The sequence below is a fragment of the Bacillus sp. BHET2 genome, from assembly GCF_005938125.1.
Lineage (GTDB): Bacteria > Bacillota > Bacilli > Bacillales > Bacillaceae_B > Rossellomorea.
The window spans coordinates 1,617,600-1,643,582 of record NZ_VCQN01000001.1 but is presented as its reverse complement, the minus strand read 5'-3'; the positions used below and the strand labels follow the sequence as shown (position 1 = coordinate 1,643,582).

Annotated in this window: 29 protein-coding genes; 17 read left to right on the top strand and 12 right to left on the bottom strand. The window is 41.2% G+C overall.

Features of this window, described 5'->3' with window-relative positions:
* Window positions 1-154 precede the first annotated feature (154 nt).
* The 5 genes from FGG79_RS08390 to FGG79_RS08370 all read left to right on the top strand — a co-directional run bounded on the left by FGG79_RS08390 (window position 155) and on the right by FGG79_RS08370 (window position 6,459).
* The gene (locus FGG79_RS08390) at window positions 155-1,432 is read left to right on the top strand and encodes an extracellular solute-binding protein (RefSeq protein ID WP_138777254.1); all 1,278 of its coding nucleotides are present in this window, start codon (window positions 155-157) and stop codon (window positions 1,430-1,432) included.
* 148 nt (window positions 1,433-1,580) lie between these two features.
* On the top strand, window positions 1,581-2,867 hold the full coding sequence (locus FGG79_RS08385; protein ID WP_138777253.1) for a carbohydrate ABC transporter permease: 1,287 nt from the start codon (window positions 1,581-1,583) through the stop codon (window positions 2,865-2,867).
* 1 nt (window position 2,868) lies between these two features.
* Window positions 2,869-3,711 (top strand): sugar ABC transporter permease, encoded by an 843-nt coding sequence (locus tag FGG79_RS08380; RefSeq protein ID WP_138777252.1) that lies wholly within the window; start codon window positions 2,869-2,871, stop codon window positions 3,709-3,711.
* 37 nt (window positions 3,712-3,748) lie between these two features.
* On the top strand, window positions 3,749-5,287 hold the full coding sequence (locus FGG79_RS08375) for an alpha-amylase family glycosyl hydrolase (RefSeq protein WP_138777251.1): 1,539 nt from the start codon (window positions 3,749-3,751) through the stop codon (window positions 5,285-5,287).
* A gap of 140 nt (window positions 5,288-5,427) precedes the next feature.
* Window positions 5,428-6,459 carry a LacI family DNA-binding transcriptional regulator gene (locus tag FGG79_RS08370; RefSeq protein ID WP_138777250.1) on the top strand — a complete coding sequence of 344 codons (1,032 nt, stop codon included), beginning with the start codon at window positions 5,428-5,430 and terminating at the stop codon, window positions 6,457-6,459.
* Window positions 6,460-6,526: 67 nt separating this feature from the next.
* On the opposite strand, the gene FGG79_RS08365 is transcribed toward FGG79_RS08370, so the two are convergent.
* The 5 genes from FGG79_RS08365 to FGG79_RS08345 all read right to left on the bottom strand — a co-directional run bounded on the left by FGG79_RS08365 (window position 6,527) and on the right by FGG79_RS08345 (window position 10,670).
* On the bottom strand, window positions 6,527-7,396 hold the full coding sequence (locus FGG79_RS08365) for an SDR family oxidoreductase (protein WP_138777249.1): 870 nt from the start codon (window positions 7,394-7,396) through the stop codon (window positions 6,527-6,529).
* 107 nt (window positions 7,397-7,503) lie between these two features.
* On the bottom strand, window positions 7,504-8,856 hold the full coding sequence (locus FGG79_RS08360; protein WP_138777248.1) for a CoA-disulfide reductase: 1,353 nt from the start codon (window positions 8,854-8,856) through the stop codon (window positions 7,504-7,506).
* A 70-nt stretch (window positions 8,857-8,926) separates the two neighbouring features.
* On the bottom strand, window positions 8,927-9,418 hold the full coding sequence (locus FGG79_RS08355) for a YajQ family cyclic di-GMP-binding protein (protein ID WP_138777247.1): 492 nt from the start codon (window positions 9,416-9,418) through the stop codon (window positions 8,927-8,929).
* A 205-nt stretch (window positions 9,419-9,623) separates the two neighbouring features.
* Window positions 9,624-9,755 carry a DUF3941 domain-containing protein gene (locus FGG79_RS08350; RefSeq protein ID WP_138777246.1) on the bottom strand — a complete coding sequence of 44 codons (132 nt, stop codon included), beginning with the start codon at window positions 9,753-9,755 and terminating at the stop codon, window positions 9,624-9,626.
* A 57-nt stretch (window positions 9,756-9,812) separates the two neighbouring features.
* Entirely contained in the window at window positions 9,813-10,670 is an 858-nt protein-coding gene (locus tag FGG79_RS08345) for a DegV family protein (RefSeq protein WP_138777245.1), read from the bottom strand.
* Between the two features lie 167 nt (window positions 10,671-10,837).
* Between FGG79_RS08345 and FGG79_RS08340 the strand changes: the two genes are divergently transcribed.
* Both FGG79_RS08340 and FGG79_RS08335 read left to right on the top strand, forming a co-directional pair.
* The gene (locus FGG79_RS08340) at window positions 10,838-11,692 is read left to right on the top strand and encodes a YitT family protein (protein WP_138777244.1); all 855 of its coding nucleotides are present in this window, start codon (window positions 10,838-10,840) and stop codon (window positions 11,690-11,692) included.
* 54 nt (window positions 11,693-11,746) lie between these two features.
* The gene (locus FGG79_RS08335; RefSeq protein WP_138777243.1) at window positions 11,747-12,484 is read left to right on the top strand and encodes a BsuPI-related putative proteinase inhibitor; all 738 of its coding nucleotides are present in this window, start codon (window positions 11,747-11,749) and stop codon (window positions 12,482-12,484) included.
* 45 nt (window positions 12,485-12,529) lie between these two features.
* Here FGG79_RS08335 and FGG79_RS08330 read toward each other — a convergent pair whose 3' ends face one another.
* The 3 genes from FGG79_RS08330 to FGG79_RS08320 all read right to left on the bottom strand — a co-directional run bounded on the left by FGG79_RS08330 (window position 12,530) and on the right by FGG79_RS08320 (window position 13,802).
* The gene (locus FGG79_RS08330; RefSeq protein WP_138777242.1) at window positions 12,530-12,721 is read right to left on the bottom strand and encodes a DUF3813 domain-containing protein; all 192 of its coding nucleotides are present in this window, start codon (window positions 12,719-12,721) and stop codon (window positions 12,530-12,532) included.
* On the bottom strand, window positions 12,721-12,870 hold the full coding sequence (locus tag FGG79_RS21720; protein WP_171050840.1) for a hypothetical protein: 150 nt from the start codon (window positions 12,868-12,870) through the stop codon (window positions 12,721-12,723). The genes FGG79_RS08330 and FGG79_RS21720 overlap by 1 nt, the downstream gene beginning before the upstream one ends.
* A gap of 116 nt (window positions 12,871-12,986) precedes the next feature.
* Entirely contained in the window at window positions 12,987-13,802 is an 816-nt protein-coding gene (locus FGG79_RS08320) for a Cof-type HAD-IIB family hydrolase (RefSeq protein ID WP_138777240.1), read from the bottom strand.
* Window positions 13,803-13,992: 190 nt separating this feature from the next.
* Between FGG79_RS08320 and FGG79_RS08315 the strand changes: the two genes are divergently transcribed.
* A complete protein-coding gene (locus tag FGG79_RS08315; protein ID WP_138777239.1) occupies window positions 13,993-14,766 on the top strand; it encodes a prolyl oligopeptidase family serine peptidase in 774 nt (257 codons plus the stop codon).
* Between the two features lie 83 nt (window positions 14,767-14,849).
* The gene (locus FGG79_RS08310; protein ID WP_138777238.1) at window positions 14,850-15,158 is read left to right on the top strand and encodes a metal-sulfur cluster assembly factor; all 309 of its coding nucleotides are present in this window, start codon (window positions 14,850-14,852) and stop codon (window positions 15,156-15,158) included.
* A 95-nt stretch (window positions 15,159-15,253) separates the two neighbouring features.
* Here FGG79_RS08310 and FGG79_RS08305 read toward each other — a convergent pair whose 3' ends face one another.
* Both FGG79_RS08305 and FGG79_RS08300 read right to left on the bottom strand, forming a co-directional pair.
* Window positions 15,254-15,946 carry a Crp/Fnr family transcriptional regulator gene (locus FGG79_RS08305; RefSeq protein ID WP_138777237.1) on the bottom strand — a complete coding sequence of 231 codons (693 nt, stop codon included), beginning with the start codon at window positions 15,944-15,946 and terminating at the stop codon, window positions 15,254-15,256.
* Window positions 15,947-16,020: 74 nt separating this feature from the next.
* On the bottom strand, window positions 16,021-16,830 hold the full coding sequence (locus tag FGG79_RS08300) for an undecaprenyl-diphosphate phosphatase (protein WP_138777236.1): 810 nt from the start codon (window positions 16,828-16,830) through the stop codon (window positions 16,021-16,023).
* A gap of 193 nt (window positions 16,831-17,023) precedes the next feature.
* On the opposite strand from FGG79_RS08300, the gene FGG79_RS08295 reads away from it, so the two are divergent.
* Both FGG79_RS08295 and clpB read left to right on the top strand, forming a co-directional pair.
* The gene (locus FGG79_RS08295; protein ID WP_138777235.1) at window positions 17,024-17,203 is read left to right on the top strand and encodes a YjzC family protein; all 180 of its coding nucleotides are present in this window, start codon (window positions 17,024-17,026) and stop codon (window positions 17,201-17,203) included.
* Between the two features lie 143 nt (window positions 17,204-17,346).
* The gene (gene clpB / locus FGG79_RS08290) at window positions 17,347-19,938 is read left to right on the top strand and encodes an ATP-dependent chaperone ClpB (protein WP_138777234.1); all 2,592 of its coding nucleotides are present in this window, start codon (window positions 17,347-17,349) and stop codon (window positions 19,936-19,938) included.
* Window positions 19,939-19,969: 31 nt separating this feature from the next.
* Here clpB and FGG79_RS08285 read toward each other — a convergent pair whose 3' ends face one another.
* The gene (locus FGG79_RS08285; protein ID WP_481747271.1) at window positions 19,970-20,137 is read right to left on the bottom strand and encodes a YjzD family protein; all 168 of its coding nucleotides are present in this window, start codon (window positions 20,135-20,137) and stop codon (window positions 19,970-19,972) included.
* 279 nt (window positions 20,138-20,416) lie between these two features.
* On the opposite strand from FGG79_RS08285, the gene FGG79_RS08280 reads away from it, so the two are divergent.
* The 4 genes from FGG79_RS08280 (at window position 20,417) to FGG79_RS08265 (ending at window position 23,164) form a co-directional block, all read left to right on the top strand.
* A complete protein-coding gene (locus FGG79_RS08280; protein WP_138777232.1) occupies window positions 20,417-21,160 on the top strand; it encodes a hydrolase in 744 nt (247 codons plus the stop codon).
* Window positions 21,161-21,182: 22 nt separating this feature from the next.
* Window positions 21,183-21,899, top strand: coding sequence for a hypothetical protein (locus FGG79_RS08275; protein ID WP_138777231.1), 717 nt, complete (start codon window positions 21,183-21,185; stop codon window positions 21,897-21,899).
* Between the two features lie 111 nt (window positions 21,900-22,010).
* The gene (locus tag FGG79_RS08270; protein WP_138777230.1) at window positions 22,011-22,979 is read left to right on the top strand and encodes a BMP family ABC transporter substrate-binding protein; all 969 of its coding nucleotides are present in this window, start codon (window positions 22,011-22,013) and stop codon (window positions 22,977-22,979) included.
* Complete coding sequence (locus tag FGG79_RS08265; protein ID WP_138777229.1) at window positions 22,976-23,164, top strand: ComZ family protein; 189 nt, start codon at window positions 22,976-22,978, stop codon at window positions 23,162-23,164. The genes FGG79_RS08270 and FGG79_RS08265 overlap by 4 nt, the downstream gene beginning before the upstream one ends.
* Window positions 23,165-23,253: 89 nt before the next feature.
* Here FGG79_RS08265 and FGG79_RS08260 read toward each other — a convergent pair whose 3' ends face one another.
* Complete coding sequence (locus FGG79_RS08260; RefSeq protein WP_138777228.1) at window positions 23,254-23,469, bottom strand: hypothetical protein; 216 nt, start codon at window positions 23,467-23,469, stop codon at window positions 23,254-23,256.
* 199 nt (window positions 23,470-23,668) lie between these two features.
* Here FGG79_RS08260 and FGG79_RS08255 point away from each other — a divergent pair, with 199 nt between their 5' ends.
* Entirely contained in the window at window positions 23,669-24,601 is a 933-nt protein-coding gene (locus tag FGG79_RS08255; protein ID WP_138777227.1) for a beta-ketoacyl-ACP synthase III, read from the top strand.
* Window positions 24,602-24,646: 45 nt separating this feature from the next.
* Window positions 24,647-25,891, top strand: coding sequence for a beta-ketoacyl-ACP synthase II (fabF, locus tag FGG79_RS08250; RefSeq protein WP_138777226.1), 1,245 nt, complete (start codon window positions 24,647-24,649; stop codon window positions 25,889-25,891).
* Window positions 25,892-25,983 lie beyond the last annotated feature (92 nt).

Sequence of the window (25,983 nt, the reverse complement as noted above, 5' to 3'; positions counted from 1 at the left end):
AAAGGAAGATAGTTTGTATAATTAGAAATAGGTTGTGCAATCGTTTTCACAGTTAATGTAAGCGGTATCTTAGGGGTTTAAGTCTTAGTATGTGCAAGCGTTTGTTCAGTCTACTAAATTATCACCATTTTTATCATACTTAGGAGGGGTCAAGATGAAGAAAGCGTTATCATTACTTATGGTAATTATGCTTGTATTAGGGGCGTTGGCTGCTTGTGGTCCAAACCGTGAGGAAGGATCGGGAAGTGACAGCGGGGAGAAAAAAGCTGACGATTCAAACAAACCTGAAAAATTGGTTGTCTGGGAAGATGAGAAGAAATCCGGATGGCTAGATGAAGTTGGTGCTAAGTTCGAAGAGGAGACTGGCATCAAGGTTGAAGTGAAAGAAGTAGAAATGGCTACTAAGATGAAAGAACAACTACGTTTAGACGGTCCTGCTGGAACGGGTCCAGACGTATTAACATTACCACATGATCAAATCGGTGAGCTTGCTCTTGCAGGTCATATTGCTGCTTTAGAAGTGGATGGGGAAATTGGAGATAGATTCACTGAATCTTCCATGACAGCTGAAAGCTATGATGGGAAATTATATGGTCTTCCAAAATCTTCTGAAACACCTGTATTTGTTTACAATAAAGCGTTGATGGAAGAAGCGCCAAAAACAATGGATGAAGTTTACACATTCTCTAAAGATTTCACGAAAGATGGAAACTATGGTTTCTTAGCTCTTTGGGACAACTTCTATTTCGCACATGCACCGATCGGTGGATTCGGCGGATATGTATTTGCTGAAAACGACGGGGCACTAGATGCGAAAGATCTTGGTTTAAACAATGACGGTGCTGTAGAAGGTACTGAATATATTCAAAAATGGTACACAGATGGATTATTCCCTAAAGGTATCATCGGAGAAAATGGCGGATCTGCAATGGACGGTCTGTTTGGTGAAGGAAAAGTTGCTTCTGTCATGAACGGACCTTGGTCGTTCCAAGGATATAAAGATGCTGGTATTGACATTGGTATTTCTGCTATGCCTAAGCTTCCAAACGGTGAGCCTATGAAAACATTCATGGGTGTTAAAGGATGGCACGTATCTGGCTACTCTAAAAATAAAGAGTGGGCTCAAAAATTCATCGAATTCATCACTCAAGACGAGTATGCAAAATTACGCTTTGAACAAACACAAGAAGTACCAACAAACCAAGGGCTGATCGACGATCCCGCGATCGCTGACAACCCAGGTGCAAAAGCGGTTGCTGAGCAATCACAAAATGCAGTTCCAATGCCAAACATCCCAGAAATGGGAGAAGTATGGGGACCAATGGCTGACTCACTTCAAACGGTAGTGACTGGTAAACAAGAACCGAAAGCGGCTCTTGATGCTGCAGTGAAACAAATCGAGCAAAATATTGATGCAAATCACTCTAACTAATGAATGAACATAGCGGTACTTCTCATCTTGAGAGGTACTGCTATCCTTTTAAAGACCAATTCAAGGGCTTTTTAAGGAAATAAACACTTCTTTTCTTAAAAAGATCTTGAAGCTTGTCAAATAGTGAACGTAGAAAGGGGAATACAGAATGGAACGACAATCCTATCAAACAAATCATAGAAAAAAAGCGCTGGCCCTTTCCCTAATCCCTGGTTTAGGTCAGATGTATCATAGACAGTTTTTAAAGGGCGGATTCTTCCTTGTTATGACAGCCGCTTTCATTCTTGTCTTTAGAGATTTGATCGGATACGGATTATGGGGGATTACAACCCTTGGGACAGATATCTCATATGGAGATCATTCCATTTTCTTAATGGTTTATGGAATCCTCGCAATCATAGTATCCATTTTCGGAATCGGCTTTTATTGGTTCAATCTTCGGGACGCATATAAGAACGGAGAAAAGAGAGACAGAGGAGAGAAGCTTAGTACGATCCGTGAGCAGTACAAAAACCTGGTAGACAACGGTTTTCCATATCTTATTATGTCACCTGGATTTTTACTACTCGTATTCGTGGTCATCTTCCCGATTATCTTTGTTGTTTTACTGGCATTTACAAACTACGATTTGTATCACTCACCACCGGCGAAATTAGTCGATTGGGTAGGAATTCAAAACTTTGTTGATATTTTCAAGATTGATATTTGGCGAGAAACATTTATTACCGTACTTGCCTGGACACTCGTTTGGACATTCGGAGCGACAACGCTTCAAGTGACACTTGGTGTATTCCTGGCCATCCTTGTCAATCAAAAGGATTTAAAAGGAAAAGCAATCATCCGTACGGTATTCATCCTGCCTTGGGCAATCCCGGCTTTCGTTTCCGTCCTTGTGTTCGCCGGTATGTTCAATGAATCGTTCGGAACGATCAACCGTGATATTCTTGGGTTTTTCGGCATAGGCGATCTTCCTTGGATGACCGAACCGATGTATACACGAATTGCCCTTATTGGTATTCAGGCTTGGTTAGGTTTCCCATTCATTTTTGCCATGACAACGGGGGTTCTTCAATCGATACCTGATGAGCTTTATGAGGCAGCGACAGTCGACGGGGCATCAGCCTTCCAGAAATTCAAGAACATTACGCTACCTCTTGTCCTTTTTGCAACGGCACCAATCATCATAACGCAATACACGTTTAACTTTAATAACTTCAATGTCATTTACTTATTCAATGGTGGTGGCCCTGCTTTAACTGGGCAAAACGCAGGTGGAACAGACATCCTCATCTCATGGATCTATAGTCTGACTATGACATCCGCGCAATATTCGAAAGCGGCTGCCATTACATTATTATTATCTATTATCGTTATCACAGTGGCGATTGTGCAGTTCAAGAGAACGAAATCATTCCAAGAAGAGGATATGATGTAATATGAATATGAAGAGACAGAAACTCATACGTTTAACACTTTCATACGTAGCCATCGGAATCATGTTTGCCATAATTCTTTATCCAGTTGCCTGGATCATTGGATCGTCCTTTAATCCGGGACAAAGCTTATCAGGTTCATCCATCATTCCTAAAAATGCAACGTTGGCACATTATAAGGAATTATTCGATTTAGAAAAAAGTAATTATATGCTTTGGTATTGGAATTCGTTGAAGGTCAGTTTATCAACGATGGCACTCACCGTATTACTTGTCAGTTTAACGGCATACTCTTTTTCCCGTTATCGCTTTGCTGGACGCAAAAATGGATTGATGACATTCTTGATCTTACAAATGATCCCGAACTTTGCTGCCTTAATTGCGATATTCGTATTAGCATTACTAACGAAATTATTAGATACTCATATCGGATTGATCCTTGTGTATGTTGGAGGTCAAATTCCGATGAACACATGGCTGATGAAAGGGTATCTGGATACGATTCCGAAAGAACTTGATGAATCGGCCAAAATGGACGGAGCAGGGCATTTACGTATCTTCTTCCAGATCGTCATGCCTCTTGCGAAACCGATCATTGCGGTTGTTGCACTGTTTTCATTCATTGCGCCATTCGCAGACTTTATCATTGCAAGTATCCTGTTACGATCAGAAAAGATGTATACATTACCGGTTGCCCTCTATGATATGGTAGCAAAACAATTCGGAGCAGAATTTACAACCTTCGCTGCCGGATCGGTACTCATTGCTGTACCGATTGCTCTATTATTCCTGTTCTTCCAGAAATACTTCGTTTCAGGATTGACGACAGGGGGTACAAAAGGATAATCTTATAGGCGTTACTAACATTCGAGGAGGAGCGGAGATGAAAAGAAGAGTATTATCTCTCATTTTAGTCCCGTTTCTTCTTTTTTACGCCCTTCCGGTAGGTGCAGTTGAAAAAGAAGAACGAAAATGGCAGGATGAGACCATTTATTTTCTAATGGTCGATCGCTTTAATGACGGGGATACGAACAATGACAAGAATGTAAATACGAAAGATCCCAAAGCCTATCAAGGTGGGGATTTCCAAGGTGTAATCGATAAGCTGGATTATATTAAGGATATGGGATTCACCGCTATCTGGCTGACCCCGATCTTTGATAATCAGCCAATGGGGTATCATGGCTACTGGATTACAGATTTCTATAAGACGGAAGAACATTTTGGTTCAATGAAGACGTTCAAGAAGCTTGTGGAAGAAGCACATAAACGTGATATGAAAGTCATGCTAGACTTTGTTGTGAACCATGTAGGACCGGAGCACCCATGGGTAAATGACCCGGAAAAAGAAGATTGGTTCCATGAGAAGCAGCCAATGAATTTTGATAATGAAGAAAGTCTTAAAAATGCGTGGTTATACGACCTTCCCGATTTAAATACAGAAAACCCCGAAGTGAGAGACTACTTATTTGATGCTGCGAAGTGGTGGATCGAAGAGACAGATATTGATGGATACCGGCTGGACACTGTCCGCCATGTCCCTCAAGAATTCTGGACCGAATTCAGTGATGAGGTGAAGTCAGTTAAAGAAGACTTCTACCTGTTAGGTGAAGTGTTTGATCAGGACCCGGAGAAGATTGCTGAGTACAATGGTGTAGGAATCGATGGATTCGTAAATGTCCCTCAAGCAGAAGAATTGCGTTCTGTATTCAAGAAGCCGGATACGTCAATGGATCGCCTCTTTAACTTTTGGAAATACAATGAAACGTATTATGATAATCCATATATGATGGGTACTTTCATTGATAACCATGATATGGAACGGTTTACAAGATTGCTTGTTCAAGAGAAGCTTTTCCCTGGAACAAGGTGGAAACTCGCTCTAACGTACATGTACACTACACCTGGTATCCCAATCGTATACTATGGATCTGAAATTGCCGTGGATGGTGGGAATGATCCTGATAATCGCCGCTTTATGAACTTTAGGGCAGATGAAGAATTAATTGATTATATCAGTCGATTAGGAGAACTTCGTCAACAATACCCCGCGCTTACACGAGGGGATATCGAGCCTCTCTACGATAAAGACGGAATGGGTGTCTACAAGCGAACATACAAGGAACAAACCGTGGTAATCGCCATTAACAATACGAGTGAAACACAAAATGTTCAATTAACAAAAGAAGATTTAGCGGATAATAATGAATTAAAAGGATTAATCAGTGATGACCTGGTACGAAGTGACAAGGATGGGAACTATCAGCTTGTACTTGACCGGGAAGAAGCAGAGATTTACATGCTTAAGAACAAGAGTGGCTTGAATTATCCTTACTTATTCGCACTAGGTATCATGTATACTCTATTCCTTCTCTTTCTCTATCTCGTATGGAAACGTGGAAAAGGAAAGAAGCAGAAATAAATGAACAGTAGGGCACTTTCAAAGAGCCCTACTACATGTTTTTTTAAAAAACAAATTGGAAGCGTTTTAATTAGTATGTAATGGATGGGAACTTTTCTTAAAATAGAAGTTGCCGTTTCATAAGAGGGGAGGTGGAATGAATGGCTGTCACGATAAAGGATGTAGCGAAACTTGCAAATGTAGCTCCGTCTACCGTTTCACGGGTAATAGCTAATAATCCAAGAATCAGTGAAAAGACAAAACAAAAAGTAAGGGAAGCAATGGAGCGGTTGGGATATCATCCTAACTTTATTGCACGGAGTCTTGCAAATCAGTCCACTCAAGTGCTAGGCCTTGTATTACCAGGTTCAGCCAGTACTTTTTCACAAAACCCATTCTTTCCAACTGTGTTGAGAGGTCTAAGTGAAGGGGCTCAGGAAAAACAGTATGCCCTTCAAATGTCCACAGGCCAGTCCGAAGAGGAAATATATGAAGGTGTCGTCCAAATGGTTCAAGGGGGAAGAGTGGACGGGATCATCTTGCTTTACTCGAAAGTGGAAGATAAGGTGATGAACTATTTAAGGGAACGTAATTTTCCATTTGTTGTCGTGGGGAAACCCTATAAATATTGTGAAGAAATCACACATGTAGATAATGATAACTACAGGGCAACGAAGGAAGTAACAGAATATCTCCTGGAGCTTGGGCATGAATGTATTGGATTTATTGGTGGGGACCTGAATCTTGTCGTGACTGTCGAGCGTCTCTTAGGATACGAGAAGGCATTGAGTGACGCTGGAATCGTTATGAAGGACGATTATATCATCCATGAAGAATTTCTTCGTGAAGGTGGACGTGAGGCTATCAATGAGCTTATGCAATTGGAAGAGCCTCCGACTGCTCTGGTTGTAGCTGATGATTTAATGGCATTAGGAGTCTTGAACACACTCGACGAAATGGGTATTCGTGTTCCCGATGATATTTCCATTGTAAGCTTTAATAATGTCCTATTGGCTGAAATGTCGAGACCGCCTCTTACATCAGTAGATATCAACATATTCAATCTTGGGAATGAGGCGGCAAAAAGCCTGATCCAAAAAATTGAAAACCCGAAAGAGCCGATCAAGAGAATTATTGTTCCACATCAACTGGTGACAAGAAGTTCTTGTAGTGGTCGAAAAGTGGAATCATAACGAAAAGCGACTGACTTGCATGACTCTCCTATTTCTGGGGGAATCATTTGCTTCAGTCGCTTTTCGTTTATCCGTTTATGACTGTTCCACCATTTATATGAATCATCTGTCCTGACACATAGCTTGAGTCGTCGCTCGCTAGATACACGTAAGCGGGGCCAAGTTCAAAGGGTTGTCCAGCACGCCCAAGGGGTGTATTTCCTCCGAATTCAGATACTTTCTTTGAGCTGAAAGTGGAAGGTATCAGGGGTGTCCAAATCGGTCCAGGAGCCACTCCATTTACTCTGATCCCATCAGATGCAATATTTTCTGCCAGTGAGCGGGTGAAACTGACAATGGCCCCTTTTGTAGAAGAATAATCGATTAGATCCTTATTCCCTTTATACGCTGTTATCGAAGCCGTATTAATTATCGATGCTCCTTTTTTTAGGTGAGGCAGGGCGGCTCTCGTTAGGTAGAACATGGAGAATACATTCGTTTTGAAGGTACGCTCTAATTGTTCGTCACTGATATCCGTCAGTCCTTCCTGAGGGTGCTGTTCAGCAGCGTTATTCACAAGAATATCAAGCTTCCCGAACTCTGAAATCGTTTTGTTCATGATGTCCTTGCAAAAGGTCGAACTTCCAATGTCACCGGGAAAAAGGACACACCTTACCCCTTCAGCTTCTACCAGTTCCTTCGTTTTATTGGCATCTTCGTGCTCATCTAAGTACGAAATCACCACATGGGCTCCTTCCCGTGCGAAATACCAGGCAACCGACCGTCCGATTCCGCTATCTCCTCCCGTGATAAGAGCAACCTTACCGTCTAACTTACCGCTACCTTTATAGTTTTGATCCGTATGAATCGGTTGTGGATTCATCTCATCCACCGTACCTGGCTGATGATCCTGATGCTGAGGGGGGAACGTTTGCTTCTGATTTTGCTTATCCGCCAATGAAAACACTCCTTTAATAGATTAGGTTATCTTAGAATAGTGTTTACCCGAAAAAAGTTTTAATTAACGTGTTTGGTCTATAGTCTACATTTTAAAAGGATTCTCCGTTATTTCTTCTCCATCAACCCGGCGCCTTTATACCCAATCATATTCAATAAGCCTTTCGGCGATGAGAAGGGAGGGGCGTAGCATGTTTCAATTTCCTGAAGGTCCGCAATGGTAAGTCCCCCACGAATGGCTGTCGCAAGTATGTCGATCTGTTTATCGACTCCTTCAGCTCCCACTACGTTCCCTCCAAAGATCTTCCCGGAATTCGGGCAAAAATGGACTCTCACATATACATCACGGGCCCCAGGGTAGTAGCCTGCGTGGGACTTTCCTTCATGAACGGCTGTTTTGTATGTGTAGTTCTTTTCGATTAATTCCTTTTCCCCTAGTCCAGTTGAAGCAATGGAGAGGTCAAACACTTTAGCAATCGCCGTCCCGAGCATCCCCTTAAAAGGCACTGGGGATCCTGACAGGTGCCTGGCTAAGATATACGCCTGTCGGTGAGCTGGCCATGCAAGTGGAACTTGTTTCTGAGTTCCATCAATAAAGTCAATGGACTCTACAACATCCCCTACTGCATAAATGAAGGGCTCTTCTGTTTGCATGAATTCATTAATGACTATACCGCCTGACTCACCAATAGACAATCCTGCTTCCTTCGCTAAATGATTTCGTGGATTCACACCTACTGAGAGGAGAATGAAATCGGATTGAAGAATCTCTCCGCTATCTAGTATCAATGTACCCTCTGGACGCACTTCTTTCAGCCCTTCATGTGTAAACACTCGGACGCCTTGTTCCCTAATATGATCTTGCAATGTAGTAGCTGTTTCTTCATCAACGATGCTGATCACGTGTTCAGATCGTTCAACGATACTCACCTTCATCCCTAGATGGGTGAAGTTCTCAGCCATTTCCACCCCGATGAAACCACCACCAATAATCGTACAAGATTCAGGCTTGGAGGTTTCAATAAACTGTTTGATTCTGTCCATATCCTCCACTGTTCTAAGATGGAAAGACGGAAGTTGATGCAGGCCAGGAATATCCGGAAGAAAAGGCGAAGCTCCTGTCGCGATCACGAGATAGTCATATGATTCTTCATAGTCCTGGTTCTGACCATGATCCCTTATGGATATGACCTTATTATTGCGGTCAATTTTAAGCGCTTCATGATGCATTCGCACATCGATATTTTTCTGAGTATGTAATTTTTCAGGAGTGGTTGCAAAAAGACTTTCCCGATCTTTGATCACATCTCCCAAATAGTAAGGCATGCCGCATGCTCCGTAAGATAAGTAGGATGATTTCTCGAGAAGAACGATTTCTATTTCACTATCTAGTTTTCTTATTTGTGATGCAGTTGTGGCACCACCACCGACTGCCCCAATAATGATGACTTTTTTCTTCATGTCATTCCTCCTAAATGAAAGAAGTCTAATGGGTTTATTGTACCCATTAGACTTCTTGACAAAACCGTTATTAACGGAAGTTTACGTATTGTACATCGATGGAAAGATCAGCTTCGCGAATGGCAGCGATGATTTTCTGCAGGTCATCTTTGCTTTTTCCAGTGACCCGAACTTGATCATCCTGAACTTGACTTTTTACCTTTACGGCTGAATTCTTGATGATGGTGTTGATTATCTTTGCGTTTTCTTTATCGATTCCTTGAACGAGTTTCGCCCGTTGACGGACCGTTCCTCCTGATGCTCCTTCGATCTTACTGTAATCAAGGTTTTTAACAGGAACATTACGCTTGATCAGTTTACTTAGCAGGACATCCTTTAATTGATTCATTTTGAATTCATCATCAGATACGAGAACGATTTCTTCCCCATCTAATTTAATGTCGCTCTTGCTTCCCTTGAAATCATAGCGTGTTTGAACTTCTTTCAACGCAATCTGAATCGCATTGCTCACTTCTGACATATCCACTTTTGATACTATGTCAAATGAACTCTCTTTTGCCATATGTAACCCCTCCATAACTTTTCTCTTTTCATTATAGACAAGCAATGATGTTACATACAACTTCTTTGAAAGGAAATGATGGAGGTTTTTTAAAAATAGCAGTGGGTGGAGTCGATAATATATCAAGTAGGGTCTGCGCCTCCTCCGTCTCCACGAAAAAAGCACTAGCTCAATAAAGAACTAGTACCCTCAACCGGCTGATTCCCTACAAATGATCCGTCTTCTTGGAGTATTGATTTTTACCCTCTTTACGGTTCACTTCTTTGATTTTATTCTTTTCCTGGCGCAAGGCATTGTTATCCCGTGCCTTTTTTTCGTTATCAGATGTATGTGGCATGCTGATACTCCCTTCCATAGTGGGTTTCACTCTTAGTATGGGAAAGTGGTGGGGAGATTATGAGTGTTCATTTAAGAAAAAGATCGCCAACGTACCTGTGCCTGTATGAGATCCGATTGCGCATCCAATAATACTGATGTACACTTCCTTTGGTGAAAACCTTTCTTCAATCAGCTTTTTCATTTCATGGGCAAGTTCCACGTCGTCTCCATGGCTGATGGCGATAACCTGGTTTGAAAGGTTTTCACCACGTTCTTCCATTAATTCGAGAATGCGTTTGAGGAGCTTCTTCTTTCCACGCATTTTTTCAATCGGAACGAGCTTTCCATCTTCAACATGAAGTAAAGGCTTTATATTAAGGAGTCCACCCAGGAAGGCAGATGCTTTTGAAACCCTGCCTCCCTTTGCAAGATATTCAAGGTCTTCTACAGTGAATAAATGTTCCATGTGTTCAGAGTTAAAGTGACAGGCGTCAATGATTTCCTCTTTTGAACCGCCGTTTTCAAGCAGTGCCGCCGCTTTCATGACGACTAATCCGTAACCGAGGGATGCACATTTTGAATCGATGACCGTCAAGTCAAGTTCCGGATATTCTTCCTTTACCTGATCCCGGATCATCACTGCCGTTTGATATGTACCTGACAATTGAGAGGAAAAGGCGATGTAAATGCCTGATTGATTTGATTCTGCCAGCTGTGTGAATTTTTTTAAGAAAAGGTCCGGTGAGACTTGAGAGGTTTTAGGCATATGACCTTCCCTGATCTTTTCAAATACGTCTTTCGGTTCGATGGTGAGTAAGTCTTCATAGTCTTGGCCATCTATATGTACTTTAAGTGGTAGAAGCTCTATGTTGTGTTCGTTGAAATAGGAAGCAGGAAGGTCGCTTGCACTATCAGCAAATAATTTTACAGTCATTCATATCATCCTTTGACTAAGCTTTATAGTTTTAGTCTAGCGATTTTTCATAAAAATAACAATCGCTTGGACGTTAATTTATCATAAAAAGATGAATAGTCGAGTGAGTTTAGTTAAGATGTAATGTGGAACATAGAAAATAACAACTAGATGTAGGAGGTATGTGCATGTCGAGAGATCATGTTCAGTTAGAAGCAAAGAAGTTTATCGTCGTGTTGGTCGGGTCCCTATTAGGCGCCATTGCCATGAATTTTTTTCTTATCCCGGCCAACGTTTATGCTAGTGGCTTCACGGGACTTGCCCAGCTGTTATCAAGTGTATTAAAAGAATTTGCACCATTTAATATTTCAACGGGTATCTTATTATTCATATTGAATATTCCTGTAACTATTCTGGGGTGGCTTAAGGTTGGCCGTTCCTTTACTGTGTATAGCTTTATTTCTGTTACTCTGACTACGTTATTCTTAGAAGTGATTCCAGTTATTAAATTATCACCTGATATCCTTCTTAATGCGGTATTCGGTGGAGTCATCGCAGCAGTAGGTGTCGGAATCACATTGAAATGGGGGGCATCCACTGGTGGAATGGACGTCATCGCGATGATTCTTTCGAGAATGAAAGATAAGCCGGTTGGATCATACTTCTTCTTGATGAATGCTGTCATTATAACCTCTGCCGGATTCCTTTACGGCTGGGAGAAGGCGTTGTATACGCTGGTAACATTATATGCTTCGACTCGTGTCATCGATGCAATTCATACACGTCATGAAAAGCTGACGGCCATGATTGTAACAAAGAAATCGAGAGAATTAAGAGAAGCGATTCATTCCAAGCTTGTGAGGGGGATTACGACTTTACCTGCGAAAGGGGCGTTTTCAGGTGAGGATAAGGAAATGTTGATTATCGTCATTTCACGCTATGAGTTGTATGAGCTAGAACATACCATTAAAGATGTAGATCCGAATGCCTTCACGAATATTGTTCAAACGACAGGCATATTTGGATTTTTTAGAAAAGATTAGATTCCTGGCTTTAACAAATACTAGAGGTGAACCTATTTAGAAAGGGGCATCACCTTGAAGGCACTATTGTATTTACTCGCTAGTACATTCATACTTTTCAGTTTCCCGTTGACCACCAATGCGGAGAAAACACCCCTGAATTTCTCTGTAACGTCTTTTCCTGAAGAAGAAGGGACCGGCATTTGGCTTCAGCTCTATAACCATAGTGATCGAGAGAAAAACCTGACGTTCCATACTAGCCAAATATTTGATTTTACAATCAAAAATAACCTGGGGGAAGTGGTTTATCAGTACAGTGAGGGGAAATCGTTCTTACAGGCTTTACAAAACATTGTCTTGAAAAAAGGTGGAACAAAAATCTGGAAAGAAAAATGGGATTACACACAGGATGGTAAACGTGTTCCAGAGGGCAGATACACAATAGAAGCTCAGTTTATGGGGGAAGATTTAAGTGGTTTCGACCATCCTTTACGGGCTGTGACCTCATTTACCGTACCCAAAGAGAATCACTCTTTTAGACATGTAAATATACGACATGTTAAAGGGAGGTATACAGTTTCCGGAAAAGCCTGTGTATCGAATGGAAGCTTTTATTATTCAGTGGAGGATGGGCATAGGGTGCTGCTGAAAGAAGCGTTACTGAAGGTTAATAAAGAAGCACCTAATTGGAGCGATTTTTCCATAATACTTCCAGAGATAAAAGGAAGCACTGATCAGATGTTTATCCATTTATATGAGAGGGATGATGGGGATGGGAAGATCATTCATCCATATGTCATCACTATCCCATGATAAAACAGGGTTGTCCGAGATAGGACAACCCTGTTTTGATCTGGTTTATGATAGGCGGTTTAACTCATCCTGAAAAGCGTGGAGCTGCTTTTGCTCTTCAACATTTGAGTTAGCGTAAGCAGATGACAAAGCATTCTTGGCTTTATCAATGGACATTTGAGCGTTTTCTCCCGTACTGCAAGCTTGCTTTGCAGAAGCTACAGCGCTGCGTGCTTGTTGGAATAATGGATTACTCATTATTCCATTCCTCCTGAACCTGCACCGTGTGAGGCAAGCTTTTTAGCCTCAGCTTCAGCATAAGTCAGATGGTACGGAATGCGTTCATCATGTTTTGATACAGCAATTTTACCTTGTTGTACAAATCGTTTTGATTTATTTCTACCCAACACTATCCACCCCTTTTGCAAGTTGGAACGCATAATGCGCTCTTTGTTAGTATGGCTAAAAGGGGAGATAAAAAAGGAAGAATATATACCCAACACTGCCATTGTCGATTCAGAGTTTACAGATTAAAACGGTTTTGAAGGTAACGGCCGATGCCATCTTCTTCATTAGAATGTGTCACTTCGTTCGCAATGTCTTTAAGAGGGTCGATAGCATTGCCCATTGCAACGCCTGTTCCTGCGTATTCAAGCATTTCAAGATCGTTATCCTCATCTCCGAATGCAATGATTCTCTCCTGTGGAATATGTAAGGAAGAAGCTACTCGCTCGATTCCGACCGCTTTATTCAGTCCTGATTTAACAATTTCAATAATATGCCATGGTGCAGCCCACCTGCGATGATCAATCAGTTCCGCATGAACTTCATCTAAATGCGCCCGAATGTCTGCCACATCTTCTTCCTCTGCATGGATAAGCATGGAAGTAGGATGGTCAGTCAGGACATTTCGGATATCGCCCGTTGAAATGGCTGGATTGCCCATCATGAAGACATCGATGATCTTTTCATCGTGATAATGTAAATAAACATCATCCATCACTTCAGCAACAATATTTCGGAATTTAAACCCATCGCATGCTTCAATGATTTGTTTTGCTACTTTTAAATCCATTGGTTCATGAAAGACACCCCAAGAATCATCAGTTGGATGATGCACGAATGCTCCATTGAAGTTGACGATAGGCGTCGTCAACTTCAATTGTTGATAATACAACTCACTGGCTCGATAGGGTCTGCCAGTAGCAATCATCACTTCATGCCCTTTTAAGCGGGCTTTTTTTAATATATCGTGTGTTTTAGATGAGATTTTCTTCTCATCGGTTAAAAGAGTTCCGTCTAGATCCAGAACAATTAAATGTTTTTCTTGTGAGTTCATATTTGCAAATCCCCAATCTTATTGGTATTACGGCTATTTCAGTTTAGCGTTAGATATTGAATGTTGTCCACAGCTTACACCTATATTTTAAAGAAATGTTTACAAACACTTACGGTTTAAATATTATACATACTACCAATTCTAGGATATCATAATAAAGTGAAATGCATTCAGGAAGGAGAGAACATATATGATTCTTGTTGATAAATCAACTATTCAAACCATTCCATTTTTACATTTAGTGAAGGAAGAGAATATAGATAAGAAGGTACCCCTTTGCTTTTTCATTCATGGCTTCACGAGTGCGAAAGAACATAATCTACACTATGCCTACTATCTCGCTGAAAAGGGATTTAGAGTCATTCTTCCAGATGCCCTGGAGCATGGAGAACGATCGACGGGAAAATCAGAGCATCAATTAGGCGAAGTCTTCTGGAAAATCGTCTTACACACCATTCATGAATTACCGATACTAAAAGAGCATTTTGAAGAAAAAGGCTTAGTAGTACCTAATGGAATTGGCGTTGCGGGTACCTCTATGGGCGGTATCATCACATTGGGAGCACTGACGCAATATCAATGGATTTCTTCGGCTGTTTCGTTGATGGGAAATCCTACATACGTGAAATTTGCTCAAGCCCAGTTGGAACAGGTGGAAGCATTGGGGTATGATATTTCATTCAGCAAAGAAGAAATCAAGAGTATGTTATATGAATTGTCTCATTATGATCTAAGTCTTCAACCTGAAAAACTCGCAGGCAGGCCGCTTATGTTTTGGCACGGAAAACGGGATAAAGTTGTACCATTCAACCTGACCCGAGAATTCTATGAAAGTATTTTGCCTTATTATGAAGAGCATAAAGACAAACTTCTCTTCATTGAAGATGAAAAAGCAGATCATAAAGTATCCAGGGACGCCGTGTTAGGACTGGTCGAATGGTTTGAGAAGCATTTAACAGCCTAACCTTTTGTTTTATACACGTTTATTTGTTAAGATGAGTAATGAATATAGAGAGAAACAAGCCTAGAAAGTAAAGGAGTGATAGCATGGATCAAGATCTTAAAGATAATTTGATGGGTGCATTAGAACAGGTTGTAGACCCTGAATTAGGCATAGACATTGTGAATTTAGGTTTAGTATATGACGTGGATTTAGACGAAGAAGGACAAGCGAAAGTAACCATGACCCTGACTTCAATGGGGTGCCCACTTGCCGGTACGATTGTCGAACAGGTGAAAACAGCTTTAGGTGATATTCCAGAAGTCAAAGAAACAGAAGTGGATATCGTATGGAATCCACCTTGGAGCAAAGATAATATGTCACGCTATGCGAAAATCGCATTAGGGATAAGATAATTCCTAATGCGCATATAAAAAACCCCCTGAGGAGAAAGTAGCCTCAGGGGATTTTTTATAGCGTGGGTAAACTGATGGTGCTCTCAGCTTTTATCTTAATCAATCCTACAAATTGAAACAGGACAATTTTCACAATCAATGGCTTCTTTTAGGAAGATCAAATCAAAAATCGTAATGTAGCCTTTTTCCCATACCAGAACATTTTCTTTCTTCAGTCCACTCAATAACCGGTTCACGACTTCCCGGGACGTTCCGCAAAAATTGGCCAATTCCTGATTGGTTAAAGGCAAATCAATCAGGATTCCTCTATCGACGATTTTGCCATAACTATTGGTCAAACGGATCAGGGTAGAGTACAGGGCTCCTTTTTTTCCATGAAGGATGAGATCGCGAAATTTCGTTTGGTTTTGTTGATTTTGAAGTTGAATCCATTTCAACCATTTAATCGTAAGATCACTGTCTTTTGACAATCTTTCTTCGAAAACAGCTTTCGGTATTACGTATATTTCCGCTTCTTCAAGGATCTTAGCACTAAGCATGTAGTAAGCCTCTTTGCTGAATAGAGTCAATTCGCCAATGACATCATCACTTGAACATACGCGAAGTGAAAGTTCACGTCCATCTGGAATCACTTTGCTAATTTGAACACGTCCGCTTTTGATTAAATATAACTCGTGAGCAGTTTTTCCCTCTTGAAACAAAAAGCTTCCTTTGTTCACGTGTTTCAATGACTCCCAATTTATAAATAATTGTCTAATCTCGAAAGGAACTTCGGTTATTTCACTCATGAGATCACATCATTTCCATCAAAATGTTTATTTATTCAAGCTTAGCAAAGGGACCTGAGAGATAGAAGAGAAATTTACGCGAAAATCAGGACAGCAGCTCCAGCCACGACACAGTAAATCGCAAAGTATTTCAAGTTCCCTTTTGCCATAATATTCATGAACCACTTCAAAGAGAAGTAAGAAGCGATCAGTGATGCAATGAATGCAACAAGATAAGGAATGGCCCTCGAAGCTAAATCTGGATCGTTCATCAGGTCGCTAATTCCAAATACCATGACACCGACACTTACAGGTATATAAAGAAGAAATGAGAAGCGCAGTGCTGTTTCAGCTTTCATTCCACTTGCCATAGCGGCAACAATCGTTGCACCTGAACGACTAATTCCTGGGATGAGGGCAACCGCCTGTGCGAGACCGATGATGATAGCGTCTTTTACATTTAAGTCTCCGTCATTTTTTCTCCCTCTAAGGTTACGGATCAGCCAGAGGGCAACACCTGTGATAATAAGTGTAATTCCTACAGTGACTACAGAAGTCAGGTGTTCTTCAATCACATCACCGAATAATACACCAATAACCCCAGCAGGTATGGTACCGATGAGTAAGTATACAATGAAATGAAAGTCACGTTTCGTTTCAGGTGTTTTATGCTTGAAATAGCCGAATCCATTCACGATCAGACGCATGATGTCTTCACGATAAATGATAAGTACAGCAAGTAATGAAGCGGTATTGACCAGCATTTCAAATGTTAATGTTGCATCATCGATTCCAAGGAAATGCTGAGCAAGCAGCAGATGGCCACTGGATGAGATCGGGATTGGTTCAGTAAACCCTTGAAAAATCCCTAAAAACAAATATTTCATAATCAGATAAAAATCCATTGTGTATCCTCCAAGCTTTTTTTCTCCACATTTTTTAATTTAACACCATAAAGGGAAAGACTGTAAAGCCTTTTTCAGAATGTTAACCGAACCGTAACTTGTTTATTATATTTATCCTTCATCTGGTATGCATGAAAGCTCCCTCTTGTAGAAAAATAAGAAGGAAGCATTGCTTCGAAAAGGAGGAGTAACTATGGGACAATCGCGACAATTCAGAGCTGGAGATAAGGCACCTAATAATGGAGAATATATCGAAATTGGTGAAACAGGCAGCATGGTGAAAAACCCACAAAAACTTCGGTTGAATGCAGGGGACCGGTTTCCTGAAAACTCTAATCATAATCGTCTTTGGACCTATACGCGAAAGCCTTAACTCCCTAGGGGGCAAGGATCCGGTCAGGACAAGCCATTTGTCTTCTGTGAAGGATCCTTGTTCCTTTTTTCTTTTCCTTTTCTATAGATAGGGATATAATAAATGAAAAGGTCAATAAAGGTCAAGGAGTGAGGTGGAACGTAATGAATATCGATACTATGACTCATGGCATTCAAGAAGCTTTGGCTTCTTCAGGTCAAATCGCCAAGGAAAAACTACATACAGATATTAGCATTCTACACTTATGGAAGTCGCTTCTTAGTTCAGGAGACAGCTTCCTCGGCAGGATTTATGAACGAGCAGGGATCAACCTGGAGGACTTGATGAAGTGGATAGAAGACAGATTAAACGAGATTCCTGTCGTAGAGGGGGAGGGTATCCAATATGGACAGTTTCTCTCCAGGGATATTCATCAGCTCTTTCAAGACAGCGATCACCTAAAGAACAACTGGGAAGATGATTACATCTCGATTGAACATCTCGCCATTTCGTTATGGAAGCAAAAGAATCACAAGATTAACACTTACTTATCAAAACATAAAGTAACAGAAAAGGACGTATTAGTCATTATTGAAGAGATAAGAGGAGGGAGTAAAGTGACAACACAAAACCCGGAAGTGAAATATGAAGCATTAAAAAAATATGGCAGGGATCTTGTAGCTGATGTCAAATCAGGAAGAATTGATCCTGTTATCGGAAGAGATAGTGAAATTCGCCATGTCATTCGGATCCTTTCCCGTAAAACGAAAAATAACCCTGTCTTAATCGGTGAGCCTGGTGTAGGGAAGACGGCTATCGTTGAAGGGCTCGCACAGCGGATCGTCAGAAAAGATGTTCCGGAAGGATTAAAGGATAAAACCATTTTTGAATTGGATATGAGCTCATTGGTTGCTGGTGCAAAGTTCAGGGGGGAGTTTGAGGAACGCTTAAAGGCTGTATTACAAGAAGTGAAGAAAAGTGAAGGTCGGATTCTTCTATTCATTGATGAGCTCCATACGATTGTTGGTGCAGGTAAAACAGAGGGAGCCATGGATGCAGGAAATATCCTGAAACCGATGCTTGCAAGAGGGGAGCTCCATTGTATTGGGGCTACAACTCTAAACGAATATCGAAAGTATATCGAAAAGGATCCTGCACTTGAACGACGCTTTCAACAGGTGCTCGTACAGGAGCCGAATGTGGAAGATACGATATCCATCTTGAGAGGGTTAAAAGAACGATTTGAAATCCATCATGGCGTCAATATTCATGATCGGTCCATTGTTGCGGCATCAAGATTGTCTGATCGCTATATTTCAGACCGCTTCCTCCCGGACAAAGCTATTGACTTGATCGATGAAGCGTGTGCTATGATCCGCACAGAAATTGACTCTATGCCGTCTGAACTGGACGAAGTGACTCGTAAAGTGATGCAGCTTGAAATTGAGGAAGCCGCATTAAATAAGGAAAAAGATCCTGCCAGTCTCGAGAGACTCGAACGCATCCGTGAAGATTTAAGTAATCTGAAGGAAAAGGCCAATGCGATGAAGTTAAAGTGGCAGCAGGAAAAAGAAAGCATAGGAATCGTTCAGGGGAAGAGGGAAGAACTGGAAAAATTGCGACGTCTGTTAGAAGAAGCAGAGAGCAATTATGATCTCAATAAAGCGGCTGAGCTAAGACATGGCCGGATTCCAGCGATGGAAAAAGAGCTGGAATCAGTTGAAAAGGACATGATGAAGGGGCAAGAAGGGCGTCTGCTGCGGGAAGAAGTGACGGAAGAAGAAGTCGCTAATATTGTAGCCAGATGGACCGGTATACCTGTGACCAAGCTTGTAGAAGGGGAAAGAGAAAAGCTATTAAAGCTTGATTGGATCCTTCATGAACGGGTGATTGGTCAGGATGAGGCTGTTCAATTAGTGAGCGATGCGGTTATTCGTGCGAGGGCAGGGATCAAGGATCCAAACAGGCCAATTGGTTCATTTATATTCTTAGGGCCAACAGGAGTAGGGAAAACAGAGCTTGCAAAGACACTCGCCCAAACCCTATTTGATAGTGAGGACCAGATGATACGAATAGATATGTCTGAGTACATGGAAAAGCATGCTGTATCCCGCTTGATTGGTGCACCACCAGGATATGTAGGGTACGAAGAAGGCGGTCAGCTGACAGAAGCAATCAGGCGAAAACCGTATTCAGTCCTATTATTGGATGAAATAGAAAAGGCCCATCCCGAAGTCTTCAACATCCTTTTGCAAATGCTTGACGATGGGCGGATCACCGACTCGCAAGGTAGAACCATTGATTGCAAAAACACAGTGATCATCATGACATCCAATATTGGGTCCTCTCATTTACTGGAACGGAATAAAGGGGAAGGAGAGATTGACGATGACACGAAGAATCTGGTGATGGGGCAGCTGCGTTCCTCGTTTCGACCAGAGTTTCTTAATAGGGTGGATGATATTATTCTCTTTAAACCATTAACCATTCAAAATATAAAGGTAATCATTGATAAGCTCATAGAAGACTTACAACAACGGGTAGCCGATCAACAGATCAACCTGTCCCTCACAGAAGCAGCGAAAGAATTCATTGCCCAATCAGCATATGATCCAGTATATGGTGCAAGGCCATTAAAGAGGTACCTCCAGAGAGAAATCGAGACGAAACTTGCACGGGAATTAATTGCCGGTAACATCAAGCCTAATCAAACCATCACCATCGATGCCGGGGAAAATGGATTAACAATTGAATAATTAAAAAAGCAGCCGCATCTGGCTGCTTTTTTTAGTGCTTTTCAACTGGCTCGTTGGGAATAACAAGTGTGATAAGAAACACTAATACTGTTACACAAACGGATAGTATCAATCCTGTTTGAAAATGGAATTCAAGTCCATTCATAGAGCTTACAACGTAAGTTAACATTTCACTCAGAGCAAAAGCCCAGAAAAACATCCAAAAAAATCTCACGGCAAGGCACCTCATTCCTATGTAATCAACTAAATTAGCAGGTTGTAACCAATTTCAATCTTTTTTATTTTACCACAGCTCAATCAATTAATAAATGACTAATCTGTGAAATGTAAACCTTATCATTTTCGTATCATCACTGATGAATTCGAAGGGAACATCCAATTATTCATAAATATGCATGCATGATTGGGCTTTCTTCCTTACCAAAGTTGTCTCCTTACATAAACTATAATGACTTACTATGTAAAAGGAGAAATTCAAATGTATCAGCGATTGTTTCAATTAGAGCAAGAGTGGTGCATGGTTCATTATCCTGAACGTCCAAACGGGTTCGCTGTCATGATTATTGGGGACTCTCATCACTATGTAGATAATAAGAGCAGCTTTTGGATTCAGCACGAGGCACGTCACAAGTGGATTCAGGACCTGACGTTCAAAGGGTATATTGTGTATTATAGTAATCTCTACGGGGCGAATTGGGGGAGCAATAAGGCTGTTCAACTGGCCAAACGGCTTTATCAGCATGTAAAGCGAAATGAAATCATCAATGGGAAGATTCATATACTGGCAGAAGGAATGGGAGCGCTAGTGTTGAAAAATCTGTATCCTAAAATGGAACAAGATATAAGGAGTGCAGTCATGTTCGCACCATGCGTATCAATATATGACCATCTTGAACAAGAGAGGGAACAGAAATTCTTTTATAAGAAAGTGATAAAAGAATTATCTCAGACGCTTGGAGTAAGGGAAGAAGAATGTGAGACATTCATTTCCCGACAATCTCTGGACTATGAAGTATTCAAAACCATTTCCATTCCCCTATATATTGTTCAACCAACTACTCTAAACCGTTATAAAAATCAGTTCACTCTCATAAAAGATATATATACGGAGCGTTTACAAAATGGAACATCGACAGATCTATTCTTTGTACTACCTGAAAAGCGTGGATCTCTTGGTGTGAAGTTTGCTTCTTACTTTTCCTTACATGAGAAAGAGTTATAATAAATAAATTGGAGTGATTGATTTGAATCATGCGTTCGTATTTGCTGCCCAACAGTTTTTAGGATTTGAACTTTGTGACGCACTTTTGGAAAAAGGATGGACGGTTACAGCAATTGATATAGACACAGAAGTGAAAGATAAATGGCTAGAAATTGGAAGGAACGCAAACCTTCAATACATTCCATATGACCAGTGGGATAAGAATATGCATGAAGATTGCAACGTGTTCCTTCCATACTATGACCAGGTAAGAGAAAACACAGTGAGTTATTTGGAAGAAGTGGAAGCTATTGCTTCAAAACTTGAACAACCCCCCCATATAATTCGGATTTATCCGAATGGGAATCGAAGTCAATCTGAGGATGGCTCAGCGTTTTACCTTCCTACTTTATACGGAATCCATCAGCCTGAGGAATTTTTGTTCGCTCAACTGTTAATGGGGGGAAAAGGTGAGGCCTCATATGTGGATGACCCGAGTGGTGCAATCTATGTGAAGGATGCGGCAAATGTGATCATTTCCCAAGCTTCAAAAAATGAATCCTTCACGTTAAAACCTCTCTCGGCCAAAAGCTGGAATGAAGCATTATCCTATGTAACAGAAAAATCCCTTTCTCCTGAACGGGAACACAAGGATTCACAGTCTGTTGGAAAAGAGCTTATCGTCAAGCCTTCCAAGTCGCACCAGTACATTATCGAACAGCAATTAAAAGGAATACGAATGCTTGAAATGCGCGAATGAAAAAATTTCTCTTTTCATGAGGATGCAGAAGAGGGTAAAATAGGGATGATGTAATAATTTTCTATTATACTTTTTATAATTGCTGCACGGTCTTTAAAGGAGTTGCTGCACATGAGAAAGAAATTATTCACGATTTTCTTGATAGTCATCATGATTGGACTAAGTGGTTGTTCATCGGGAAATAGCGCACATATAGAAAAGGTTGGTTTACTTGTTCCAGAAACGATAAATGATGGCGTATGGGGAACAAAAGGATATAAAGGATTATTGGAAATTCAATCGGATTATCATGCAGACGTCTTTTATAAAGAGAGTATGAAGAGTGATACATCAATTAAGCACGCAATAGAAGAGTATAATGATGAGGGGGTAGAATTGTTATTCGGTCACGGTAGTGAGTATGCTGAAGTCTTTAATAGTTTCTCAAGAGAATACCCAGGCATTCACTTTGTAAGTTTCAATGGGGAGGCAACAGAGAAAAATACCACCAGTTTGCAATTTAAAGGATATGCTATGGGATTCTTCGGGGGGATGACCGCGGCCAATCAGTCTAATACGAATAAAATAGGCGTCATTGCTGCGTTTGACTGGCAGCCCGAAGTTCAAGGTTATATCGATGGGGCACACTACCAAAACAGTGATATTGAATTAATGATAGAGTATACCAATCACTGGGACGATCAAGACATCGCGCTTATAAAATTAGATGATTTAATTCAGCGGGGTGTGGATGTTGTGTATCCTGCAGGTGATGGCTATAATGTAGCTGTAATCGAAAAGCTGAAGGAAAAGGGACTTTATGCTATTGGATATGTCTCTGATCAATCGGATCTCGGGGAATCAACCGTCTTAACCAGCACTGTGCAACATGCCGATAAGTTGTATGGGCTAGTGGCGGAGAGGTTCGCCAACGGAGAACTGGAGGACGGTAATCTGGAATTTGATTTCGAAGATGGCGTCATATCGATGGGGAAATACAGTCCTCTCATTCCTGAAGAATTCCAAGCTGAAATGAAGAAACATGTTAAGCACTACATCGAAACAGGAAAATTACCAAATGGACAGGAGTCGAAGCAATGAATCAGGACAAGACAATGGAATTTATGCAGATCGCAATGAAGTACTTCCCGCAAGCAAAGGAACAGCTTGACCAAGCAGGAGTAGAGTTCTCACCTGAAATGCTACAGCCATTTATGACTTTGTTTACTCAAGTCATGGGTGAAGCATATGAATTAGGGAAACAGGATGCCTTACATAAAGAGTAAGTGAAGAAAAAACGGTTCATTGATTTTCAATGAACCGTTTTTTTATTGTTTTTTCAAACGACTTTGTTTCAATTGATTCTATCCAAAACCTATTTACTTTTCCCTTGGTTTAAAAAGGGGCTTATTTTTTTATAAAGTGGTTTCAAATCATCAATGGAATTCATAATGGAATGTACACTATCGAGAAATGATCCTCCATCTGAACCTTCCTCATGTTCTTCTTGAGAAGGAGAATGTTCTTTTTTTCTGTTTTTTTCTCCATACATCATTTGGTCGAATGGATGTTGCTTCTTTTCTTCAGACACTTTCTCACCCCCTCACCCTACTACATACCTTATGTATGGAAGGGTTGTACGAGTATGGTCAAACGTGTAGAAGAAAGGAAGAAGTAAAAAATAATTGCAGAATGTAGAAATCTTCGATAAAATTAGTACCAAGTCATAATAATTGATAATAAACTATATAGATTTGAAAAAAATATAAAAGAAAGTAGGGAATGCTACGATGAATACAGGTATTATTGGAATTGGACGTTATCTTCCTGAAACGATCTTAACAAACGCTGACCTTGAGAAAATGGTGGATACTACGGATGAATGGATTCGTACAAGAACAGGCATTGAAGAGAGAAGGATAGCAAATAATGAAACAAATACCTCTGATATGGCGTTCGAAGCGGCCCAAAAGGCAATCTCTGATGCGAATATTAAGCCTGAAGACATCGATTTAATAATGGTAGCAACGGTCACGCCGGATTACCCTTTCCCATCTGTAGCATGCTTGCTACAAGAACGCTTAGGAGCGAAAAAGGCTGCTGCAATGGATGTCAGTGCTGCATGTGCAGGATTTATGTATGGTATGATCACGGCAAAGCAGTTCATTGATAATGGAGTATATAAGAATGTACTCGTTGTAGGGGTTGAGAAATTATCCAAGATTACAGACTGGGAAGATCGAAATACTGCCGTTCTATTCGGGGACGCAGCCGGAGCGGCGGTTATGGGGCAGGTTCCAGATGGTAAAGGGATTCTTGCCTTCGAACTCGGATCTGATGGTTCTGGAGCAAAGCACTTATACCAGGAAGAGAAACTGATCATGAATGGACGTGAAGTATTTAAGTTCGCGGTTCGTCAAATGGGTGAATCAAGTATAAATGTCATCGAAAAGGCAGGTCTCAGCAAAGAAGACGTGGATTTCTTAATTCCTCACCAGGCCAATATCCGCATTATGGAGGCAGCAAGACAGAGATTAGAATTGCCGGTGGAGAAAATGTCTAAAACCGTTAACAAATATGGAAATACTTCAGCAGCTTCCATCCCTGTCTCCCTTGTGGAAGATTTGGAAGCCGGAAGAGTGAAAGAGAACGATGTAGTCGTCATGGTAGGATTCGGTGGCGGTTTGACATGGGGCGCTATTATCATGCGCTGGGGTAAATAATAAAAATACTTCACATATAACTGGCAGATAAAGGAGATGGATTGAATGAATAAGAAGCGAGTAGTGGTAACAGGATTAGGCAGTGTAACACCTTTAGGTAATGACGTTGAATCGACATGGTCGAATATTTTGGCAGGGAATACAGGTGTGGGACCTTTAACACGATTAAACGCTGACGAGTACCCAGCGAAGGTAGCGGCAGAATTAAAAGACTTTAATATCGAGGATTTTGGAGTCGAACGAAAAGAAGCCAGAAAAATGGACCGCTTCACTCATTACGCAATAGCGGCATCATTAATGGCTGTAAAAGACTCAAAGCTTGACATTACAGATGAAATCGCTCATCGCGTCGGTGTATGGATCGGGTCTGGAATTGGTGGCATGGAAACCTTCGAACAACAGTATGAAACATTCCAAAAACGTGGATACCGCCGTGTGAGTCCTTTCTTCGTTCCGATGATCATACCGGATATGGCAGCGGGACAAGTTTCCATTATGCTTGGGGCTAAAGGCTTCAATTCTTGTACAGTCACAGCATGTGCGACAGGTACCAACTCGATTGGTGACGCTTTTAAGGTCATTCAACGAGGAGATGCCGATGTAATGGTTTCAGGTGGAGCTGAGGCACCGATCACGAAAATGTCAGTAGCAGGTTTCTGTGCAAATACTGCGCTTTCAACTAACGCAGATCCGGAAAAAGCGTCGAGACCTTTTGATGCCAACCGAGATGGATTCGTAATGGGTGAAGGTGCTGGTGTCGTCGTTCTTGAAGAACTTGAGCACGCTTTGAATCGCGGGGCGACGATTTATGCTGAAATTGTTGGATATGGTTGTACGGGCGATGCTTATCATATCACGGCTCCTGCACCAGCAGGGGAAGGTGGTGCGAGAGCGATGAAGATGGCTCTTGATGACGGTGGAATTCTTCCAGATCAAATGGACTACATTAATGCCCATGGAACAAGTACGCCGTATAATGATAAATATGAAACAATGGCTGTGAAAGAGGTATTTGGAGAACATGCCTATAATTTAGCCATGAGCTCTACGAAATCAATGACTGGGCATCTTCTTGGTGCAGCAGGTGGGGTGGAAGCAATCTTCACTGTGCTTGCCATGAAAGACAGTATTTTGCCACCGACCATTAACATAGAAACACCGGACCCAGATTGTGATCTTGACTACGTGGCCAACGAAGCAAGAAAACAAGAAGTAAATGTTGCCATGAGTAATTCACTAGGCTTCGGTGGTCATAATGCTACCATCGTATTCAAGAAGTATTCAAACTAACCATTAATGCGTGCCTGCCAATTAGTTGGCAGGCTTTTTTTGTTGTGAATCCTCATACCTATACATATACATAATAAAAAGCCGGAAAAGAG

Excerpts from the sequence above, each read along its gene's own strand:
- FGG79_RS08390 (WP_138777254.1), top strand. The coding sequence starts at position 155 with ATGAAGAAAGCGTTATCATTACTTATGGTAATTATGCTTGTATTAGGG.
- FGG79_RS08385 (WP_138777253.1), top strand. The coding sequence starts at position 1,581 with ATGGAACGACAATCCTATCAAACAAATCATAGAAAAAAAGCGCTGGCC.
- FGG79_RS08380 (WP_138777252.1), top strand. The coding sequence starts at position 2,869 with ATGAATATGAAGAGACAGAAACTCATACGTTTAACACTTTCATACGTA.
- FGG79_RS08375 (WP_138777251.1), top strand. The coding sequence starts at position 3,749 with ATGAAAAGAAGAGTATTATCTCTCATTTTAGTCCCGTTTCTTCTTTTT.
- FGG79_RS08370 (WP_138777250.1), top strand. The coding sequence starts at position 5,428 with ATGGCTGTCACGATAAAGGATGTAGCGAAACTTGCAAATGTAGCTCCG.
- FGG79_RS08360 (WP_138777248.1), bottom strand. The coding sequence starts at position 8,856 with ATGAAGAAAAAAGTCATCATTATTGGGGCAGTCGGTGGTGGTGCCACA.
- FGG79_RS08355 (WP_138777247.1), bottom strand. The coding sequence starts at position 9,418 with ATGGCAAAAGAGAGTTCATTTGACATAGTATCAAAAGTGGATATGTCA.
- FGG79_RS08350 (WP_138777246.1), bottom strand. The coding sequence starts at position 9,755 with ATGCCACATACATCTGATAACGAAAAAAAGGCACGGGATAACAATGCC.
- FGG79_RS08345 (WP_138777245.1), bottom strand. The coding sequence starts at position 10,670 with ATGACTGTAAAATTATTTGCTGATAGTGCAAGCGACCTTCCTGCTTCC.
- FGG79_RS08340 (WP_138777244.1), top strand. The coding sequence starts at position 10,838 with ATGTCGAGAGATCATGTTCAGTTAGAAGCAAAGAAGTTTATCGTCGTG.
- FGG79_RS08330 (WP_138777242.1), bottom strand. The coding sequence starts at position 12,721 with ATGAGTAATCCATTATTCCAACAAGCACGCAGCGCTGTAGCTTCTGCA.
- FGG79_RS08320 (WP_138777240.1), bottom strand. The coding sequence starts at position 13,802 with ATGAACTCACAAGAAAAACATTTAATTGTTCTGGATCTAGACGGAACT.
- FGG79_RS08315 (WP_138777239.1), top strand. The coding sequence starts at position 13,993 with ATGATTCTTGTTGATAAATCAACTATTCAAACCATTCCATTTTTACAT.
- FGG79_RS08310 (WP_138777238.1), top strand. The coding sequence starts at position 14,850 with ATGGATCAAGATCTTAAAGATAATTTGATGGGTGCATTAGAACAGGTT.
- FGG79_RS08305 (WP_138777237.1), bottom strand. The coding sequence starts at position 15,946 with ATGAGTGAAATAACCGAAGTTCCTTTCGAGATTAGACAATTATTTATA.
- FGG79_RS08300 (WP_138777236.1), bottom strand. The coding sequence starts at position 16,830 with ATGGATTTTTATCTGATTATGAAATATTTGTTTTTAGGGATTTTTCAA.
- FGG79_RS08295 (WP_138777235.1), top strand. The coding sequence starts at position 17,024 with ATGGGACAATCGCGACAATTCAGAGCTGGAGATAAGGCACCTAATAAT.
- clpB (WP_138777234.1), top strand. The coding sequence starts at position 17,347 with ATGAATATCGATACTATGACTCATGGCATTCAAGAAGCTTTGGCTTCT.
- FGG79_RS08285 (WP_481747271.1), bottom strand. The coding sequence starts at position 20,137 with ATGTTTTTCTGGGCTTTTGCTCTGAGTGAAATGTTAACTTACGTTGTA.
- FGG79_RS08280 (WP_138777232.1), top strand. The coding sequence starts at position 20,417 with ATGTATCAGCGATTGTTTCAATTAGAGCAAGAGTGGTGCATGGTTCAT.
- FGG79_RS08270 (WP_138777230.1), top strand. The coding sequence starts at position 22,011 with ATGAGAAAGAAATTATTCACGATTTTCTTGATAGTCATCATGATTGGA.
- FGG79_RS08265 (WP_138777229.1), top strand. The coding sequence starts at position 22,976 with ATGAATCAGGACAAGACAATGGAATTTATGCAGATCGCAATGAAGTAC.
- FGG79_RS08255 (WP_138777227.1), top strand. The coding sequence starts at position 23,669 with ATGAATACAGGTATTATTGGAATTGGACGTTATCTTCCTGAAACGATC.
- fabF (WP_138777226.1), top strand. The coding sequence starts at position 24,647 with ATGAATAAGAAGCGAGTAGTGGTAACAGGATTAGGCAGTGTAACACCT.